General features: G+C 62.2%; 21 protein-coding genes and 1 pseudogene. 6 read left to right on the plus strand and 16 right to left on the minus strand.

Going from position 1 to position 17,341, the window contains the following annotated elements:
* Window positions 1–23: 23 nt before the first annotated feature.
* The 3 genes and pseudogenes from Q7T10_RS11810 to Q7T10_RS11820 all read right to left on the minus strand — a co-directional run bounded on the left by Q7T10_RS11810 (window position 24) and on the right by Q7T10_RS11820 (window position 1,814).
* Window positions 24–201: pseudogene (locus Q7T10_RS11810) on the minus strand (oxidoreductase-like domain-containing protein).
* A gap of 49 nt (window positions 202–250) precedes the next feature.
* Window positions 251–511, minus strand: coding sequence for a hypothetical protein (locus Q7T10_RS11815; protein WP_304748400.1), 261 nt, complete (start codon window positions 509–511; stop codon window positions 251–253).
* Between the two features lie 85 nt (window positions 512–596).
* A complete protein-coding gene (locus tag Q7T10_RS11820) occupies window positions 597–1,814 on the minus strand; it encodes a phage tail sheath family protein (RefSeq protein WP_304748402.1) in 1,218 nt (405 codons plus the stop codon).
* Window positions 1,815–2,101: 287 nt separating this feature from the next.
* On the opposite strand from Q7T10_RS11820, the gene Q7T10_RS11825 reads away from it, so the two are divergent.
* Entirely contained in the window at window positions 2,102–3,319 is a 1,218-nt protein-coding gene (locus Q7T10_RS11825) for an ice-binding family protein (RefSeq protein WP_304748403.1), read from the plus strand.
* A gap of 51 nt (window positions 3,320–3,370) precedes the next feature.
* On the opposite strand, the gene Q7T10_RS11830 is transcribed toward Q7T10_RS11825, so the two are convergent.
* The 3 genes from Q7T10_RS11830 to Q7T10_RS11840 form a co-directional block, all read right to left on the minus strand.
* On the minus strand, window positions 3,371–3,955 hold the full coding sequence (locus Q7T10_RS11830) for a DsbC family protein (protein ID WP_304748405.1): 585 nt from the start codon (window positions 3,953–3,955) through the stop codon (window positions 3,371–3,373).
* Window positions 3,952–4,437: a TerB family tellurite resistance protein gene (locus tag Q7T10_RS11835; RefSeq protein WP_304748407.1), complete on the minus strand. Its 486-nt coding sequence runs from the start codon at window positions 4,435–4,437 to the stop codon at window positions 3,952–3,954. The genes Q7T10_RS11830 and Q7T10_RS11835 overlap by 4 nt, the downstream gene beginning before the upstream one ends.
* Before the next feature lie 92 nt (window positions 4,438–4,529).
* Window positions 4,530–5,807, minus strand: a complete 1,278-nt coding sequence (locus Q7T10_RS11840) for a sodium:proton antiporter (protein WP_304748408.1) — start codon at window positions 5,805–5,807, stop codon at window positions 4,530–4,532.
* 120 nt (window positions 5,808–5,927) lie between these two features.
* Between Q7T10_RS11840 and Q7T10_RS11845 the strand changes: the two genes are divergently transcribed.
* Window positions 5,928–6,257, plus strand: coding sequence for an HPF/RaiA family ribosome-associated protein (locus Q7T10_RS11845; protein WP_304748410.1), 330 nt, complete (start codon window positions 5,928–5,930; stop codon window positions 6,255–6,257).
* A gap of 39 nt (window positions 6,258–6,296) precedes the next feature.
* Here Q7T10_RS11845 and Q7T10_RS11850 read toward each other — a convergent pair whose 3' ends face one another.
* The 5 genes from Q7T10_RS11850 to Q7T10_RS11870 form a co-directional block, all read right to left on the minus strand.
* Window positions 6,297–6,440 (minus strand): hypothetical protein, encoded by a 144-nt coding sequence (locus Q7T10_RS11850; protein WP_304748412.1) that lies wholly within the window; start codon window positions 6,438–6,440, stop codon window positions 6,297–6,299.
* 41 nt (window positions 6,441–6,481) lie between these two features.
* Window positions 6,482–7,147 (minus strand): glycine zipper 2TM domain-containing protein, encoded by a 666-nt coding sequence (locus Q7T10_RS11855; protein WP_304748413.1) that lies wholly within the window; start codon window positions 7,145–7,147, stop codon window positions 6,482–6,484.
* A 223-nt stretch (window positions 7,148–7,370) separates the two neighbouring features.
* A complete protein-coding gene (locus tag Q7T10_RS11860) occupies window positions 7,371–7,979 on the minus strand; it encodes a DUF938 domain-containing protein (RefSeq protein WP_304748414.1) in 609 nt (202 codons plus the stop codon).
* Entirely contained in the window at window positions 7,976–8,383 is a 408-nt protein-coding gene (locus Q7T10_RS11865) for a DUF6691 family protein (protein WP_304748416.1), read from the minus strand. The genes Q7T10_RS11860 and Q7T10_RS11865 overlap by 4 nt, the downstream gene beginning before the upstream one ends.
* Window positions 8,380–8,853, minus strand: a complete 474-nt coding sequence (locus Q7T10_RS11870; protein WP_304748418.1) for a YeeE/YedE family protein — start codon at window positions 8,851–8,853, stop codon at window positions 8,380–8,382. Before Q7T10_RS11870 ends, Q7T10_RS11865 begins: the two co-directional genes overlap by 4 nt.
* A 166-nt stretch (window positions 8,854–9,019) precedes the next feature.
* Here Q7T10_RS11870 and Q7T10_RS11875 point away from each other — a divergent pair, with 166 nt between their 5' ends.
* From Q7T10_RS11875 to Q7T10_RS11885, 3 genes are all read left to right on the plus strand, one after another.
* Window positions 9,020–11,884: an EAL domain-containing protein gene (locus tag Q7T10_RS11875; protein WP_304748420.1), complete on the plus strand. Its 2,865-nt coding sequence runs from the start codon at window positions 9,020–9,022 to the stop codon at window positions 11,882–11,884.
* 142 nt (window positions 11,885–12,026) lie between these two features.
* Window positions 12,027–12,509: a hypothetical protein gene (locus tag Q7T10_RS11880; RefSeq protein ID WP_304748421.1), complete on the plus strand. Its 483-nt coding sequence runs from the start codon at window positions 12,027–12,029 to the stop codon at window positions 12,507–12,509.
* A gap of 106 nt (window positions 12,510–12,615) precedes the next feature.
* A complete protein-coding gene (locus Q7T10_RS11885) occupies window positions 12,616–13,215 on the plus strand; it encodes a hypothetical protein (RefSeq protein WP_304748423.1) in 600 nt (199 codons plus the stop codon).
* A 106-nt stretch (window positions 13,216–13,321) separates the two neighbouring features.
* On the opposite strand, the gene Q7T10_RS11890 is transcribed toward Q7T10_RS11885, so the two are convergent.
* The 3 genes from Q7T10_RS11890 to Q7T10_RS11900 all read right to left on the minus strand — a co-directional run bounded on the left by Q7T10_RS11890 (window position 13,322) and on the right by Q7T10_RS11900 (window position 14,809).
* The gene (locus tag Q7T10_RS11890) at window positions 13,322–13,570 is read right to left on the minus strand and encodes a hypothetical protein (RefSeq protein WP_304748424.1); all 249 of its coding nucleotides are present in this window, start codon (window positions 13,568–13,570) and stop codon (window positions 13,322–13,324) included.
* Between the two features lie 73 nt (window positions 13,571–13,643).
* Window positions 13,644–14,531, minus strand: coding sequence for a M23 family metallopeptidase (locus tag Q7T10_RS11895; RefSeq protein ID WP_304748426.1), 888 nt, complete (start codon window positions 14,529–14,531; stop codon window positions 13,644–13,646).
* A gap of 38 nt (window positions 14,532–14,569) precedes the next feature.
* Window positions 14,570–14,809: a VOC family protein gene (locus Q7T10_RS11900; RefSeq protein WP_304748427.1), complete on the minus strand. Its 240-nt coding sequence runs from the start codon at window positions 14,807–14,809 to the stop codon at window positions 14,570–14,572.
* A 307-nt stretch (window positions 14,810–15,116) separates the two neighbouring features.
* Between Q7T10_RS11900 and Q7T10_RS11905 the strand changes: the two genes are divergently transcribed.
* Window positions 15,117–15,665 (plus strand): pseudouridine synthase, encoded by a 549-nt coding sequence (locus Q7T10_RS11905; protein ID WP_370653761.1) that lies wholly within the window; start codon window positions 15,117–15,119, stop codon window positions 15,663–15,665.
* A 176-nt stretch (window positions 15,666–15,841) separates the two neighbouring features.
* Here Q7T10_RS11905 and Q7T10_RS11910 read toward each other — a convergent pair whose 3' ends face one another.
* Together Q7T10_RS11910 and Q7T10_RS11915 are read right to left on the minus strand one after the other, a co-directional pair.
* On the minus strand, window positions 15,842–16,945 hold the full coding sequence (locus Q7T10_RS11910; protein WP_304748431.1) for an exo-alpha-sialidase: 1,104 nt from the start codon (window positions 16,943–16,945) through the stop codon (window positions 15,842–15,844).
* A 41-nt stretch (window positions 16,946–16,986) separates the two neighbouring features.
* Window positions 16,987–17,256: a MoaD/ThiS family protein gene (locus Q7T10_RS11915; protein WP_304748459.1), complete on the minus strand. Its 270-nt coding sequence runs from the start codon at window positions 17,254–17,256 to the stop codon at window positions 16,987–16,989.
* Window positions 17,257–17,341: the final 85 nt, after the last annotated feature.

Genomic DNA, 17,341 nt, shown 5'->3' on the forward strand with positions numbered 1-17,341 from the left:
ATGGCGAGCAATGCGTCTTCCCGTCAGAAGGTGGCCGCCGCGTAGTAGCCCTCCCAGACGCAGCCGTTAAAGCCGCGTCCACAGCACGACATCGGCTCCCGGTGGCGGTGAACGAAGGTTGACGCCCAGTTCACGTGCCTGCTGTTCCAGTGCCCGGAAAACTGCAACTGCCGATTCACGGTCCAGCGCGCCGTTCACCAGTCTGGCGTCCACCGCCTTTGGATTTTCTTCACCTGTCATGCCGCGAGAATTACCTGATTTTCGACAGATGCCCGTTGCCAGCAGCCCTGCGCCGCATGAGATACCGCATCACTAAAGCGCAGCCCAGCACCAGTGCGAACCAGCCGACCAGGGAGGCGCTGGCCACGATGCCCTGCATGCCCGGCGACTTGATGAAGTAAGGGGAGATCAGCACGGTCAGGCCGATGAGTGCGCACAGAATGCCCTTTTGCAGCAGCTCGCTGTTTGCTTTATTGCTGCGCTGGCTGGATGGGGTGTTGAGTTTGAACATGGGTGTCTCAGGGCAATCGGGCAAATGCACGAGTGGGCGAATAGTAGCGGTTTGAGGTCACACTGTTTGCAAGCCGCGTCAAGATTCAGGGTTTGCCGCCAGTCGTCATCTGGGCGATCCGCATGATCATGAACTCGGCGGGTTTCACCATCGCCACGCCGATCAGGCAGACCAGCCGGCCGTGGTCGATGTCGTCCTGCGTCATGGTCGTGCGGTCGCAACGCACAAAGTATGCTTCCTCCGGTTTGCTGCCGAGCAGCGCGCCGCTGCGCCACTCGTTGTAGAGAAAGTCGGAAATGGTTGCGCACACGTTGGCCCACAGCGCGCTGCCATTGGGCTCGAACACAGCCCATTGCGTGCCGCGGTCGATGGACGCACCCAGGTAGTTGAAGTAGCGGCGCACGTTGAGGTATTTCCACTCGGGGTCGTTCGAGACGGTACGGGCGCCCCACACGCGAAGTCCGCGCCCCCTGAATGCGCGCAGGCAGTTCACGCCCATCGGGTTCAGCAGCTCTTGCTGGGCGGCGTTGATTGCCAGCTCGAAACGCAGCGCGCCGTGCACGATTTCATTGGCCGGCGCCTTGTGCACGCCGCGTTCGATGTCGCTGCGTGCATAGATGCCGCACACGAATCCCGAAGGCGGCAGCACGATTTCCAGCGGCTGCGCGCTGTTGGCCCCCGCCAGTGGATTGGGCGTGATGACCCACGGGTAGTAAAGCGCGGCGCGCGAGGAATCGAGCTCGCTGCGCAACTCGCGCATCTGCTCTGGTGTCACGTCCGGCGGGGCGTCCAGCACCGCGATGCGGTAGCGCAGCGGCTCGGCCACATGCATGAGCAGCGCGGTCTGAATCGCGCGGTAGACCGAGCCGTTGCCCAGATCGACGAAGGCCGAATAGCCGGGCGCCGCGACGATGGAGACATCGGCAAGATCCACGAGGACGGACAACGCCGCCGCGTACTCGTTCGCGTCCGGCACGGCACCTTCGGCGCTGCCGGTGAAGCCCGTGACCACGCGAACGACATACAGGCGTTGGCCGCCGTTCTCGAAAAATGCGCGCGCCGCATGGGCGATGTAATTGCGCTGGTGCAGTGCTTTGGTGTCGCTGTCAAACGCGAGGTCGTCGACACCACCGTAGATTCGCTCGTAGTCGGTGAAGCTCGTCAGTAGTTCCGGGGCAACCCCTACCGGCCCCTTGCTGGTGGGGCCGACGAAGGCACAAGTGCTGGTCGCCACGCCTTCAATGGACTTCGGTCGAACGCTGGTTTCCTCCACGTAGACGCCAGGTGCAAGGTATTCAGACATGGTTCACCTCCTCGGACTGGGCCTCTACAGAAATGGCCTGTTTGAAATTTTATAGCGCTAGAGCGATTGCAGGTGAAGAAAGCCCATGGCGTGAATGCCTGACGACTTTGTCACTGCTGTTGCCGGCGCTGTGTGCAGTAGCGAACAGACGGGGGCGATCGAAAGACGGATAACCGGATCAGCAACGAAGGGCCTCAGCGCCGGTTGATTCGAGTTTGCCCTAGAAACAACCAGAGTGAGATTCGCCCGCTGCGTATCCGACGGGCTCAATTGACGAGGAAGAATAAATGAACAGATTGACAAGCATTTCTAAAACATCGATGTGGTCCACGGCATTGCTGCTGGCCGCTTTGATGACTGGTTGCGGTGGTGGTGGCAGCTCAGGCATGGCTATTACAGCTGCCGCCGGTGTGACCGTTGCCCCGGGTGCCGCCGGAATTGCAGGTGGCACAGCCACCGATCCCACGGTGAGATCCTCAAGCCCCACGAATAACGCGACCGATGTGCCGACCAGCCAGAACGCTGGAACCGCTACCTTGGTGACAGCCATCTTCCGCCAGGCGATGAATCCGGCAACGATCAACTCGGCCCCGGCCGGCACGCAGCTCACGTTCACGCTCAAGGAGACCAGCGGCAGCAACGTCCCCGGCACCGTTGCCATGAATGCGGCCAACACGGTGGCAACCTTTACGCCCACAGCGTCCGGCCTGACCCCGAACACCAGCTATACCGCCACGGTGACCACGGCGGCCAGGAACGCTGCTGGCACCGCCATGGCCAATCCCGTGGCATGGACCTTCATGACCAGGGCCGTCGCGTCCGTCGGTCTGTTGCCGGTGAACCTTGGCACGGCGGGCAATTTCGCGATTCTGTCGAAATCAGGCATTTCGACCGTGCCAGGCTCCCTGGTGACCGGCGATATTGGCGTCAGTCCCATTGCCCAGGTCGCGATCACGGGGTTTTCAGAGACCATGGACTCCTCGAATACATTTTCGCGATCCGCTCAAGTGGTCGGCAAAATCTACGCGGCTGACTACGCGCCGCCTACGCCCACCAACATGACGACCGCCATCGGTGACATGGAGATCGCCTACACCGACGCCGCCGGACGGACATTGCCGGACTTTACCGAACTGGGCGCTGGAGCAATTGGCGGGCTAAACCTTGTTCCTGGTCTTTACAAATGGAGCACCGGTGTTTCAATAGCCACCAATGTCACGCTCACGGGCAGTGCAACCGATGTCTGGATTTTCCAGGTGGCGGGCGACATCACCCAGGCCAGCGCGACGAATGTGACGCTGGCGGGTGGTGCACTGGCCAAGAACGTCTTCTGGCAGGTCGCCGGTGGCACGGGTGTGACGATTGGAACAACGGCCCACTTCGAGGGCGTCGTCCTGGCTGTCACAGCGATCAATCTGCAGACCGGCGCGTCCGCGAAGAGCAGATTGCTGGCACAGACAGCGGTCATTCTTCAGCAGAATGCGGTCACGCAGCCCGCTCCGTAACAAGACAGGCGCCTCATAGCCGGGACCTGACCAACGGCTTCGACCGCTGGATCAGGGGGGCGCAATGCCGAGAAACTCGGCCAGCGCCGGGGTGGCCATGGCGCCATTGTTGGTGACCACCTGACCGCTGCGGATGTTGCGGGCCAGGATGTAGGGCACCGACTCAATCCCCAGGCTGGTGAACAGCTGGGTGTTCTTCTTGATGGCCGCCTCCAGATCGGACGGGACACTGGCCGATGCAGCCATGCCACCCGTGCCGGCCAGAATCGATTTTTCATGCGCGGTCATCATCTCTGCGGGATTGGCGGCTGACAGCAGCGCTGCCCCTTGCGTCGCACTCTTGGCGTTCATGATGGCCACCGGGATCCAGACGAACTTCACCTTGTTGTGCAGCGGCACTGAGGCTTCCCACAAGTGGCCGCAATGCGGGCACTGGGGGTCGAACAGCACATACACCGCCTGGGCGCTCATCATGGAACCCACGGTGAAGCCCTTGCCCTGCGAGGCGACCGCTTCATAGGGCTGCGCCGGTTTGGTTGCTGTGGTTGTCTTGTCCGCTGCATCCTGCGGGGAGCAGCCTGCCAATGCAAAAACCAATGACGCGACGAGGGGAAAAGCCAGTTTTTTGAATTTCAATTTGTATCCTTGTTGATGAGCGGGCCGGCGTCTGCCTTGGCCCTCATTTTGGCAGCGATGTACTCGCCATGGGTCACGTGCAGCAGCCCGGCGATCTTGCTGATCAGGTGGTTTTCATGCGCATCCAGATGGGCATCGGCGTAGGCCACTTGCCACATCGCTTCCACCATGCGCACTTTTTGCTCGTGCGTGAAATGCTCGTTGATGCTGGAGGTGAAGCGGTGGTAGTCGTAAGCCGATTTGGCCGTGCCTTCCGCCAGCTCCACCAACCGCGCGAGCTCGTCATCCGCGAGCGCGAATTTCCGGCGCAGCGCTGCGACCACGGCGTTGCGTTCGGCAGCGTCAATGGCGGGGTCGGCCCGCATGACCTCCACCAGCAACACGGCGGTGGCAAGCTGCAGCGCGTGTTCCTGCGCCGCGGGCGATTGGCCCGCCGCCGGCGCCATGAAGGTGTCCAACAGATCTTTGAGGGTTCGCAGCATTTAAACGTTCCGCTGTGTGGTTTGAATTTATAAGATTTAGGGCCCTGGCCCACGTGGAATATGCGCAGTTAGCTATTAATATTATAGCAACACTAGGGCGGCTTGATCTGATTGCCGCGTCGCCAGAAGCGCCCCATCATGGGTTTGACGCTCACACCGTGCAGAAGAATGGACAGTGTCACCACGATCAGCGTGAGCTGGATCATTTGCAGCGCCAGCGTCTCGGGCAGCCCGTGTTGTATGGCGTACATCAGGTAGTAGAGGGAGCCGATCCCGCGCACGCCAAACCAGCCCGTCATGCCGCGTATTCGCCACGAGGTGCCAGTGCCCATCAGACCAATGACGACACTGATCGGCCGCGCCACCATGAACAAAAACAGCACCAGCCCGACCGCCTCCCAACTCCAGGAGTTCAGAAACAGCGAGCCGCCGACCAGCAGGACCAGCATCACTTCCGACAGCCGCTCCAGATGCTCCTTGAAGACCAGAGAACCTTCGCTGACGGTTGGCAGGGGCTCGGCCGCATGGTTTTTCTCGGTAGACACCTGCGTTGCCCTGGCCAGCTTCTGCTCCGTCTGGCGCAGGGCCACGGCGGCGAAAAAAACCGCCAGAAAACCCCAGGCGTGAAACATCACGCTCAAGCCATAGACGAAAGCAATCAGCCCGAGGCCCAGGAAGTCGTCCATCAACTCATGCCGGTGGGGTTCGCGGCGCAGCTTCCAGCCCAGCCGCGCCAGCGCAACGCCCGCGGCAACGCCAATCGCGATGGCGCCCAGGGTGGCCCACAACACATCCACCACGACCCAGTTCAGGCCGGTGTCGCCCAGTTCATGCAGACCCAGCAAGCCCAGCCCCAGCATCACAAACGGGAAGGCGCTGCCGTCGTTCATGCCGGCCTCGCAGGTCAGGGTGAAGCGCAGCTGGTCGCGGTCGCCGGGATGGCGGCTTTGCACATCGGTGGCCAGCACCGGGTCGGTCGGGGCAAGGATCGCGCCCAGCAGCACGCCGGCACCCAGGGGCAGGCCCAGCACGTAATAAGCGAAGGCCGCGACCATCGCCACGGTGATCGTCATGGAGGCGGTGGCCAGCAGGATAGGCGCGCGCCAGCGGGCAAAGCTGAACGGCACCGGCATTTTGACGCCGGCAGAAAACAGCGAAATCAATACCGCAATTTCAGTCAGCACTTCCAGCAGTGCGGACTCCTTGAGCGGATTGAAGTGAAACAGATTGAGCACACTCGGCCCCACCAGCAGCCCCACCGCCAGATAAATAATGGCGGCCGTGACCGGCGAGCGCTTGAGGATGGTGGAGGTAAGGCCCCTGACCAGCAGCAAGCCGCCGACCAGCATGAACCATTGAGCGTTAGTCATCGATGCGGTTCGGATACATGCATGTCAGTTTAGTTCAGGGGGATGCCGCGGCCAACGCGAGGTGGGGTAAAACTCCCTTTGTCCTACAGCACACGGCCCGATATTGGCAAATAATGAACCATGCAAATCCAAATCAATACCGACCATCACATTGAAGGTCACGAGGCGCTGGTGGCTTGGGCTACCGGTGAAATTAAAACTGCCCTGAGCCGGCACAGTGATCACATCACGCGGGTGGAGGTTCACCTGAGCGATGAGAACGGGCACAAGAGCGGCACCAGCGACAAGCGCTGCGTCATGGAGGCTCGCGTCGAAGGGCGCCAGCCCCTCGCGGTGACGCACCACGCGGAGACGCTGTATCTGGCCGTTACCGGCGCCGCTGACAAGTTGACCCGGCTGATCGCCAGCACCCTCGGTCGTGCTGCACGGGCCGAGCCGTCGCCCGAGTGAGTCTTCGGCGGTAGCGACCAATGGCCCGGCTTGCCCGGGCTACTGATTGACCCATTGCTGAATTTTTTGACTGGGCTGGGCGGTGTCCGCGTCCATGGACATCTCCTGCAGCTCCGTCGCGGCAAACACGCCCACGATGGCCGAGAGTATTGACAAACCCAGTACGCCCAAAACCGTTTTCATTTCAAGCCCTCCAAAGTGTTAGCCGATGGCCGGAAGAAAGCTCAACGCCAGTGACGCTGGCCGCGATGACCATCCCCGTAGCGGAAATCCAGTTCAACCCCGATCGGGGCGTAGTAGGGCCGCGCGTAGTAGCCGCGGTAGACCGGGGGCGCCATGATCACCGGGGCGGGTTGCAGGTACTCCGGCTGTTGATATTGATACTGATACCCCACGCCGCCAGCCGGGCCTGCCATCTGTGAGCTGGCTCCGACCGGAGAAACCTGAAGCTGGATGCTTGGACCCGGGTCGCTCGGCATTTGCACGCTGTACTGCTTGCCGGCGTATTCATAAACCACGTTGTACGCCACAGGCCGGTTTTCATAGAACGTCTGGGTGCCGCAACGCTGCACGTTTTGAAGCTGCGCCTGGGGTGCGCCCTCCACCCGGTCGCCGAGAATCGCCCCACCAAAGATGCCAAGCGCGGTTGCCGCCGCCTTCCCGCTGCCGCCGCCCACCGCGTTGCCCATGGCGCCCCCCGCGATGGCACCCATGACGGCACCGGCGCCCGACTTGGGCTGTTGCACAGCCACCTGCTCCATGGTGCACACATTGCGGGGCACGCCGATCTGCTGGATGATGGGCGTTGAAGAAACCACGCGGCCGACTTCCTGAGCCAGAGACAGCCCGCTGGCGACCATTGCCGCCGATAGTAGAAGTAGTTTTTTCATGATCCCTTTTCCCGGTTGTTGCCTGACATGAATGATGTCTCTTTGAGCGCCCGGCTGTGTTGCGGTTCCGTTAACCGGCGGTAAAGAATGTGTCAGCCATGGCCAGGTCATGGACAGGGGTATGGCTCGCCTGACGGACCCGGTGTGCCGTTGCTATCGCACAAAAATGGTGTTGGCTATCACGGTGCGGCTCCTTGGTGTCAAGAAGAGTCGTCCGGTGTCATCACGGGGTAGCGGTCCATACCAGTAGCAGGTTGTTGGCGGGCATGACGTGGCGTGCCGACAAATGCAGCCCAGCGCGGGCTGCCTGCGCCTCTACGTCCGCGCGCCGGCGAAGGCCCCAGGCAGGGTCGCGCGCCCGCAGGCTCTGGTCAAACGCCAGATTGCCGGGCGAGGTGGGCACGTCGTCCTCCAGATACGGTCCGTAGGTGATGAGTGTGCCGCCCGGTGCCAGGTGGCGCGCGCTCCCCTGCATCAATGCGGCGCAGGTGGCCCACGGTGCGATGTGCAGCATGTTGGCGCAGTAGATGAGGTCAAACCGCCCGTCGTCCGGCAGCCAGCGCGGCGCCATCACGTCGAGCTGTACCGGCGCGCGCACATTGGTCAGGCGCTCTTGCGCCATGCGCGCGGCAATGCCGGGCAGGGCGTCGGCCTGGTAGTCGGTGGGTTGCCAGGTCCACTGCGGCAGCGCGGCCGCGAACCAGGCCACATGCTGCCCCGTGCCTGAGGCAATCTCCAGCGCGCTGCCCCGGACGGGCAGCACCTGGCGCAGCACGTCCAGGATGGGTTGCCTGTTGCGCTCGGCGGCGGGACTGTAGGGAAGGTCGGTCACTTTGCCCTCAGCCCTTGCGCCAGCGCGCCCAGCGCAATGCCGGCCAGCGCCCACAGCAGATCCCAGTTGCCCGTGCCCAGGCCCGCAATGGCCGGGCTGGGGCAGACGCCGCACAGGCCCCAACCCACGCCGAACAGGGCGGCGCCCGCCGCGGTGTCACGGTTCCAGACGCTGGGGTGCGTGTGAAAGTGGTCGTCCAGCAGGGGGTGGGCCAACAGGCGGGGCGTGAGCTGGTAGGCCAGCACCACCACCAGCACCGCGCCGCCCATCACCAGCATGAGGCCGAAGTCCTCGAAGCGCAAAAAGCTCAACACCACCTCGGGCCGGATCATGGTGGCGTACGACAGGCCGAAGCCGAACAGCGCGCCCGCCGCCAGCGTGGCCAGACCGCGTGCGGCGCTCATGCCAGCCACCTTGCGGCCAGGTTGGCCGTCAGGAATGCGGTCGCCATGAAGGTCAGCACCGCCATCAGAGACGGCAACTGCAGCGAGCCCAGCCCGCAAATACCGTGACCCGATGTGCAGCCATTGCCCAGACGCGCTCCGTAGCCCACAAAAAACCCGCCCACCAGCAACTGCCACACCGGCACCGCCGTGGCTTGCACCGCGCCGCCGGCAAAACCCAGCCACCACACCAGCGCGCCCAGGATCAAGCCCAATGCATAGACCAGCCGCCAGCCGCGGGAACCAACAAACCGCTTTTGCTGAAAAAACGGCCGCTGCACCACATAGGACCAGGTGCTGGAGAAAACCGTGCTCATGCCACCGATGCGGCCTGTCAGCACGAACAGCAGTGCGGCGCCCGTGCCAATGATGAGCCCGCCCAGCAGATAGTGCTGCCAGCCAAGGGGAAAGAGAGACAGAGAAATATTCATAGGGGGTGGATTATCCGTGGGTGAGGGGCGGCACAGGTGCGGTACGTGCAAGAGGTCATCCAGGGCAAAGTGAAAAGCTTCGGACGCCTGCAACGGCCGGCAAAGACAGTAATATCAAGCACGGCGTGGCTATTCAGTCTCTTTGCTTTTATCCGGTGGAGCGCTAATGCAGACTTTTCGATCGATGACACGCTGGCTGGCCCAGCTGGCTTTGGCAGGCTGTCTGCTTGGCATGGGTCAGGGCGCGGCTTGGGGCCAGAGCCCTGCCCCCGTTCAGCCGACCGGCAAAAGCGTTCTGGTTCTGTCGTCAACCGGTTTTGGTCAGGCGGGCATCGACCTGTATCTCAAGGGCATTTATGGAGTGCTCCGGGAGCAGGGCGTCGCATTTGCCGACATTCACGTGGAATACCTCGACCTGGTCAAAAATGCCGATGCCGGCTACCGGCAGCAACTGGGCGATCTGTTGGCGGCCAAATACCCGGCATCCCGAATCGGCGTGCTGGTGGTCATCCAGGCTCCAGCCATCAATTTTTTGTTGAAGGAGGGCGCCAGGATCGCGCCGGCCATGCCCGTGCTGGTGGCACAGTCCAAAGTGCCCGCAGGTGCGGACCAGAGCGGGCGCAGCTTCTTCGTTCAACTGTCTTCGCTGGACTTCGCTGGCACCCTGCAGCGCGCGCTGGAGCTGTTCCCGAAAACCAGGCGCGTGGTTCTGATGGCGGGTGCCAGCGCCCTTGAGCAGGAACGCATCCAGGATGCCAGGCGGCAGTTCGCGCCCTGGCAGGACCGGCTGGAGTTTCAGTATGTTGATGAGCTGGGGTTTTATGAGATTGAACGCCAGCTGGCAGCCACGCCTGAGCACACCGTGATCATTGCACCCGGTGTCAACCGCGACGCCAGGGGGCGGGTTTTAGTGCCGGTTGAATCGATTGTGCAGATATCGAAAAGTGCCAACGCGCCTGTGTTCCCGGTGTATTCGGTGAGCATCGGCCAGGGCCCGGTGGGCGGGATGGTGTCGATTCTCGAAGATGAAGGCAAATCAATGGCGCTGTCAGTGCTTGATCTGCTGCGCCACACCGCGCTCGACATTCGTCACTTCCAGGTCCGAACCGCCAAGTCAGTGCCCATGTTCGACTGGCAACAAATCGAACGCTGGGGCGGCGACGCCAGCAAACTCCCGCCAGACACGGTCTATCTGAATCGTCCGCCCAGTCTGTGGGGGCAGTACAAGGCCCTGGTCATCGGCAGTGTGTTCACGATCCTGGTGCTTTCTTTGCTGGTGGTTGCGCTGGCCATGCAGAGCCGGCGGCGGCTGCGGGCGGAGCAGTCCCTGCGAGCGAGCCAGACACGCTACCAACTGCTGGCCGACAACACGTCGGATGTTTTCTGGATCATGGACACGGGGCGCCAGCGGTGGGAGTACCTCAGTCCGGCGATTGAGCGACTGACCGGGTTCAGTGTGGATCAGCTCATGCAGAAGCCGATCCAGACGGTGATGTCGGAGGCAATCTACGCCACGTTTCTGAAGGTCAATGCGGCCCGTGCGAATGACTATTTGAATCAATCAAACGCGCCTGCGGACTACACGGATGTTCTGGAAATCAGCCGCCGGGACGGCTCTTCTGTCTGGACCGAGTCGGTGACCCATTACATTCGCAACGAGACGGGTGAGCTCGTCCTGATGGGCGTGACGCGGGACATCAGCCAGCGCATGAAGGCCGAAGAAGAGATCACGCAGCTGGCTTTCTATGACACGCTGACTCAGTTGCCCAATCGCAAGTTGTTGCTGGACCGCATTCAGCAGGCCAGGACGGCGAGCGCCCGCAGTCGTCGCCTGTCGGCCTTGCTGTTCATTGATCTCGATCATTTCAAGACACTCAACGACACCCGTGGACACGATATCGGTGACCTGATGTTGCAGCAGGCCGCCCAGCGGCTGGTGTCCTGCGTGCGTGGCGGTGATACCGTGGCCCGGCTGGGCGGCGATGAATTCGTGATCATCCTGCAGGATCTCAATGAGAGCCGCGACCAGGCCGCAGCACAGGCCAGGGTCATCGGCGACAAGGTCCTTGAGGTCTTCCGTCAGAGTTTTTCACTGCGTGGACAGGACCATCACATCACCGCAAGCATTGGCATCGCGTTGATTGAAGGTTCTGACGAGTCAATCGATGAGCTGCTCAAGCGGGCCGACCTGGCCATGTACCGGGCAAAGTCTGAAGGGCGCGATACCCTGCAGTTCTTTGACCCCCAAATGCAGGCAGTGGTGCTGGCGCGTGCGTCGCTGGAGGCTGATATGCGCCGCGCTTTGCAGGCGCAGGAGTTCATGCTGTTCTTCCAGCCCCAGGTCCTCTCCGACGGCCGTACGGTAGGGGCCGAAGCGTTGTTGCGCTGGCAGCAACCCGAGCGTGGCCTGGTCTCGCCGGCAGAGTTTATCCCCCTGGCCGAAGAAACGGGATTGATCCTGCCTCTGGGCCAATGGGTGCTGGAGACAGCATGTAACCAGCTGGTGGCATGGGACAAGGATGAGCAAACCCGTCACCTCACGCTGGCCGTGAATGTCAGTCCACGCCAGTTTCGCCAGGCTGATTTCGTCGATCAGGTGCTGTCGATCGTGCGCAGGACAGGGGCGCAGCCCGTCAAGCTCAAGCTGGAGCTGACAGAAAGCCTGATGCTTGAGGATGTGGAGGACACCATTTCCAAGATGCTCCTGCTCAAGGCGCAGGGGCTCAGCTTTTCGCTCGACGACTTTGGTACTGGTTACTCGTCCCTGATATACCTCAAACGCCTGCCATTGGGGCAGCTCAAAATCGATCAGTCTTTTGTGCGTGATGTGCTGATCGATGCCAATGATGCGGCGATTGCGCAAGCAGTGCTGTCCCTGGGCCAGAGCCTGGGTATGAGCGTCATCGCCGAAGGGGTGGAAACCGAAGCACAGCGTGACCATCTTGCAAAGATGGGGTGTCACGCCTATCAAGGCTACTTCTTTGGCCGACCCATGCCGGTTCAGGCATTCAATCAATACATGTCGGAGTGACCCGGATCGGCGCACAGCTCGGCCGCGGTGCGATTTGCAGTTACGTTTGGCTACGCTCTTCACCGTGCATGCGGTACACGGTTACCAGGGTCCCGCGTTCAATAAGCACATGGGCATTTCCTGTCCTGTTAAGGAGTTACTTATGAAGACAGCCATCATGGTCAACCGCAGCGTCATTCTGGCGGGCTCCACGCTCGTTCTGGGGGTTGCGGCCTTGAGTTTTGCCGATTCGGCACACGCCAGAGACGACGTGTACTGGTCAGTCGGCGTGGGTTCGCCCGGGGTCTCGCTGAATGTAAGCAATGCAGGGCCGGTGTACATGCACGCCCAGCCTGTCGTCTATGTGCAGCCCGCACCGGTCTATTACCAGCCGCGCCCTGTGTATGTCAGGCCAGCGCCGGTTTATGTACAGCCAGCGCCGGTCTATTACCAACCGCAGCCGGTCTACTATGCCCGTCCCCATGGCTGGAACAAACGCCATGGCGGGCACTACGTGCAAGATCCCCGTCCGTACCGCGGCGCAGGCTATTACGGCCCGGGCCATGCGTCCGTGCAGCAGGTGGTTTACCAGCGCGACGGCCGCAACGAGCAGCGCCATGACGGCCGACGTGAAGACCGGCGCTAGCCCTGAAGTCGCGACGTAAACACCGGGTAAACCGCCGCTTGTCCTACACAACGTCAACCCCTGCAGCGCAACAATGAATGCTCTGCATCATCAAGTCGGGAACCTCATGAAATCGAAATTATTTACTGCTTCACTATTGGCATCCGCCTTGTTCGCCGGCCTGGGTTTTGCCCCGGTCATGGCACAGGGCACCAACACGCCGGCCATTGACCGTGCGCAGGCGGCCATCAGTGCCCGCATCCAGCAAGGCTTGGCGTCTGGTCACATCACGCCTTCCGAGGCGCGAGAGCTCTATCGCCGTGACCGCGACATCGAAGCTCGCGAAATGCGCTTCAAATCGAATGGAACTGCCACACCCCAGGAGCGCCAGCAGCTCAGGGCGGACCTGGACGCCCTTGCGGCCGAAGTTGAACGCAAGATGGCCAACCGCGACGTCGCCGCCCAACCCGGCAATACATACGGTATCGACAATCGCCAGGTCAACATCGGCCAGCGCATTGACGAAGGCATCCGCTCGGGTCACATCACCCAGCGCGAAGCGCGCCAGCTGCAAAACCGGGAGCGCACCATTGCACGCCACGAGGCCAACTTCAAGCGCGACGGTGTCGTCACCCCGCAAGAACGCCGTCAGCTGCAAAACGAACTCACCAGGCTGCGTGACGACGTGGAGCGGATGATGAGCAACGACCGCCGCGGACGGCGTTAAGAACCCATCAGGCGCCCACAGCGCCTGATACGTATCCAGCGGATCACGGGGAAGTCAGGCATTTCAGCCCGCAAGGCTGAGACGCCTGACTCTTTTTATTTGGCGCCTAGTGCGTGACGAACTCGTAGACAACTTCCTCGGTCTCGACCATGTCCAGAATGTCGTTCAGGGCATCCTCGTCCTCGGTGCTGGTCCAGGTTTCTTCAGGATCGCTGGCAAACAGGGGCTCAATGGCGATGTCCAGAAACTGACCATTGGGCAACTTCAGCACCGGCGTACCTTCGGACGTTTCGACCAGTTCCCAGTCATCGGGGACGGACATCTCCAGCTTGATGGTGACGTTCAATTTCTTCATGGTGGTTTCCCTTCCTTTGTGTATGACCGGGGAGGTTAACCGAAGCCAGGCCCTGGCCGCGCTGGCACCTGGCTCAGGCGGCCAGAAACAGCGCCGGGTCCACCATCGCGCGGTTCAGTATCACGCCCCAATGCAGGTGCGGCCCGGTCACGCGGCCGGTGGCGCCCACGGCGCCCAGGCGCTCGCCGGTCTTCAGCACGTCGCCGGGCTGGACGTCGATGGCGCTCAGGTGGCACACCATGCTCAGCAGCCCGCCGCCGTGGTCCAGCCAGACCGTGTTGCCGTTGAAGAAATAGTCGCCCGTGTCGATTACCCGTCCCGGCAACGGCGCTGCCACTTTCGTGCCCGTGCTGGCGGCGATGTCCATGCCGCTGTGCGGATTGCGCGCCTGCCCGTTGAACACGCGTCGCAGCCCGAACGAGCTGGAGCGCCGCCCCGGTGTTGGCACTTGCATGCGCAAGGCCGCGGCCTGCGGCACAGGCTCGCTGAAGGTGGCCATCACGGTCGCCAGGTGCACGCGCTCGCGCTCGTAGCGCGCGGCGTCCTCGGGCGACAAATCGACTGTGCCCGGCGCCACCTTCAGGCGCTGCTCGCTGTAGCGCTTGGGCGCCACGGTATAGCTGATCTGGCGCTGATCCACACCCTGACTGGCTTGCACCGTGATGCTTGCCTCGCCGGGCGTGGCGGTCAGCGCAATGCCAACCAGCGCCGTCCACTCGACCACATCACCCAGCACAAGCAAGGGCACATCGTCCGCGTACGCGACCGGCCGCGTAGCCGCCGGTCCAAGCGACAGCCGGGCGATGCCGCCTGGCACCTGTGAGGCCTGCGGCCAGACATCGGATGGCTGCGGGGCTGCGGCAAGGCGTGACGCGGGCAGCGCCAGCAGGCCAAGACCGCCCAGCAGGGCAGAGCGGCGCGTCAGTGGTCGGTGGGTCAGGGGATGGTGATGAGTGGACACGGCGAGTCAAGGAGACGAGGAAGACCCCCATTGTGCGATCAAACGAAGAGTCTGCGGCGCCCCGCTTCGGTGGCGCAGTCCTTGCAGCTGAAGTAGACGAGCGTGCCCCCCACGCCGGGCTTCATTTCTGAATGCTTGATCAGAGCCCCGGACGTTCCCTTGCCGGTCTCCCTCATGGGGAACAGGCACATCTGCATGTCGGGGTCATTGGGCATGGGCGGCAGGCTTTCGATGGGGTGCCGGAAAACTGCCTCGTAGAACTTTCTGGCGCGCGCCATGTCTCAGACGTAGATCTCAAACCAGCCTGCTGGATTCACGGGTGATGGAATGCCGGCCATGCTGCCTCTTCTTGGTTTGCCTGAACCCCCGCAGCTTATGAGAATACCCTCCAGGCATGTTGGGAGATCGCAAGTTGCGCCGACTTGAAACCACGGAGATAGTGCAATCGCCGGCAGCCAAGCCGGGGCTGGAATTCGTGTGCTAAATTGGCCTGAATCCCAGGTACCGCTTGCTCTAACAGCTACCTAAGATGTAGCAAATTCAAGCCATCTGATCCCAAATATTCCCGCTGCCATGCGGCCTGCCATGACTGTTACGCCGGTTTCCCGTTTGATTTGCTTCAACAAACCTTATGGTGTCTTGAGTCAGTTCACGGCCGAGGGGCGCTGGCGCGGGCTCAAGGACTTCATCGATATTCCTGGCGTGTACGTGGCCGGAAGGCTGGACGCCGATAGCGAAGGCCTGCTGCTGCTGACCAATGACGGCAAGCTGCAAGCCCGCATCAGCGACCCGCGCTACAAGATGGAAAAGACCTACTGGGTGCAGGTTGAAGGGGTGCCCATTGATGCCGCACTGGTGTCGCTGCGCCAGGGGGTTCATTTGAACGATGGCCCGACCCGGCCAGCCCGCGCCCGCTTGATGCCTGAGCCCGAGTCGCTCTGGGCGCGTGAACCGCCCGTGCGCTTTCGCCAGTCCATTGCCACCAGCTGGCTGGAACTGGTGATATCGGAGGGGCGCAACCGCCAGGTTCGCCGCATGACTGCGGCCGTGGGTTATCCGACGCTGCGGCTGATTCGCGCTGCCATTGGGCCTTACACACTGGATGGCTTGGCGCCCGGCATGTGGCGGGGCTGACGTGGTGGCACTGGGTGCAGCGCCGGTGCCGGGGATTCAGGGCTGAGGCGTTGACGTTGAGCCGTGCAATCAAGATTTATAGAAAATTGGCCTCTAGCCCAGGCGGAATGTGCACAAGAAGCTATTGAAAATATAGCAAAACAAGACACGTTGCTGGTGCCACATGGTGCTTGGCTTCAGCCTTGCTGCAACCAGCCCAGGGCTGCCACCGGCGGCAGGTCGCGTGAGACGCAATGCCACTGCTCGCCCGCATCGGGGCTGATCCACAGGCCGCCGGTGGTGGACGACATGGCCAGGGTGTTGCGGTCAGGTGCCAGCTCCAGGCAGTGGCGGTAGACCAGGTGGTAGGCATGGGCCTGCGGCAGCCCACGGCTAAAGGTCTTGAAGGTGGTGCCGCCGTCATCGGTGCGGTTCACCACCATCTTGCCGTCCACCGCATAGCGGTGCGTGTCGGCTTGTGCCGGCACAAACCAGGCCCGCAGCGGGTCCAGCGGGTCACAGGCCACAGCAAAACCAAAGCCGGATGGCGCGGGCGCGGGAATGCCCGCCCAGAAGTGACCGGCGTTGGTGGAGCGGTACAACCCGCAGTGGTGCTGCACCCACAACACATCGGGTTGCGCTGCACACTGCACCATGCGGTGCGGGTCCTGGGCGTTGGGGTCTTGTTCGATGTCGGGGGGCAGGTAGTCGGCCTTCATGCCGTCGGCAGTCAGCAGCCAGGACTGGCCGCCGTCTGTGGTTTGCCAGACACCACCGCAGGACACGGCCACCGTGATGTGATCTGGATTGCGCGGGTCCACCAGCACCGAGTGCATGCCGGGAAAGTCATTGCCCCCGCCAAGCCAGTCCAGGCGTTTGGGGTTTTCCCACAGCGCGGTGTTCAGCGCCCAGCTTTGGCCAGCGTCTTCTGACTTGAACAAGCCCGCGGGCATACAACCCGCCCACAACGTGTCGGGCTGATCTGTGCTGCCCGCGGCCAGGCTCCAGATCATTTCCACATTCCATGGTGTGGGGTCTGCGGCCAGCGGGCCAATCTGCGGCTTGGGTGGGAAAGCGGGCGAAGTCACCTCTGCCCAGTGGGCACCCTGGTCGGTGCTTTTGCGCAACTTCACGCCAAAGTGCCCCAGGCGCAGCGCGGCATACCAGTGGCCGTTGCGTGGGTCCACCATCACCTGAGACACCGGGTCGCCCGCAAAGTGGTGGCCGGTGATCTCCCACAGCGTGCCCTGGCCACGTACCACAAACAGGCCTTTTCGGCTGGCTACGAGTAAGGTTCGCATGTTCGATCTCCTTGGGTTTTTGCTGTTTGATTGATCAAAGGCTAGCCGCCAGTCAGGGCTTGAATCACCAGCACCCTGTCGCCGCTGGCCAGCGCTTGGGTGAGGTTCTGGCGGTCCAGCACCAGGGTTTTGTTGACAAACACGGCCACATGCTTGCGGATGTTGTCCTGGTCATCCAACACGTAATGCCTCAGCTCGGGGGCCGCCGCCAGGGCCGCCTCAAGCACGACACGCAGGCTGCCCGCCGCCACGTTTTGCGGTGCACACGCCACATGGCGGCGCAGGCTGGCCGCAAACTCCACAGTCACCATGGGGTCCTTCCGAACAGAAGGCGCAGTATCACCATGGTGGACGGGCTTTGCATGCCAGTCGCGCTGCCCAATGGCAGCAACTGAC

This window comes from Rhodoferax sp. (genome assembly GCF_030646845.1).
GTDB lineage: Bacteria > Pseudomonadota > Gammaproteobacteria > Burkholderiales > Burkholderiaceae_C > Rhodoferax.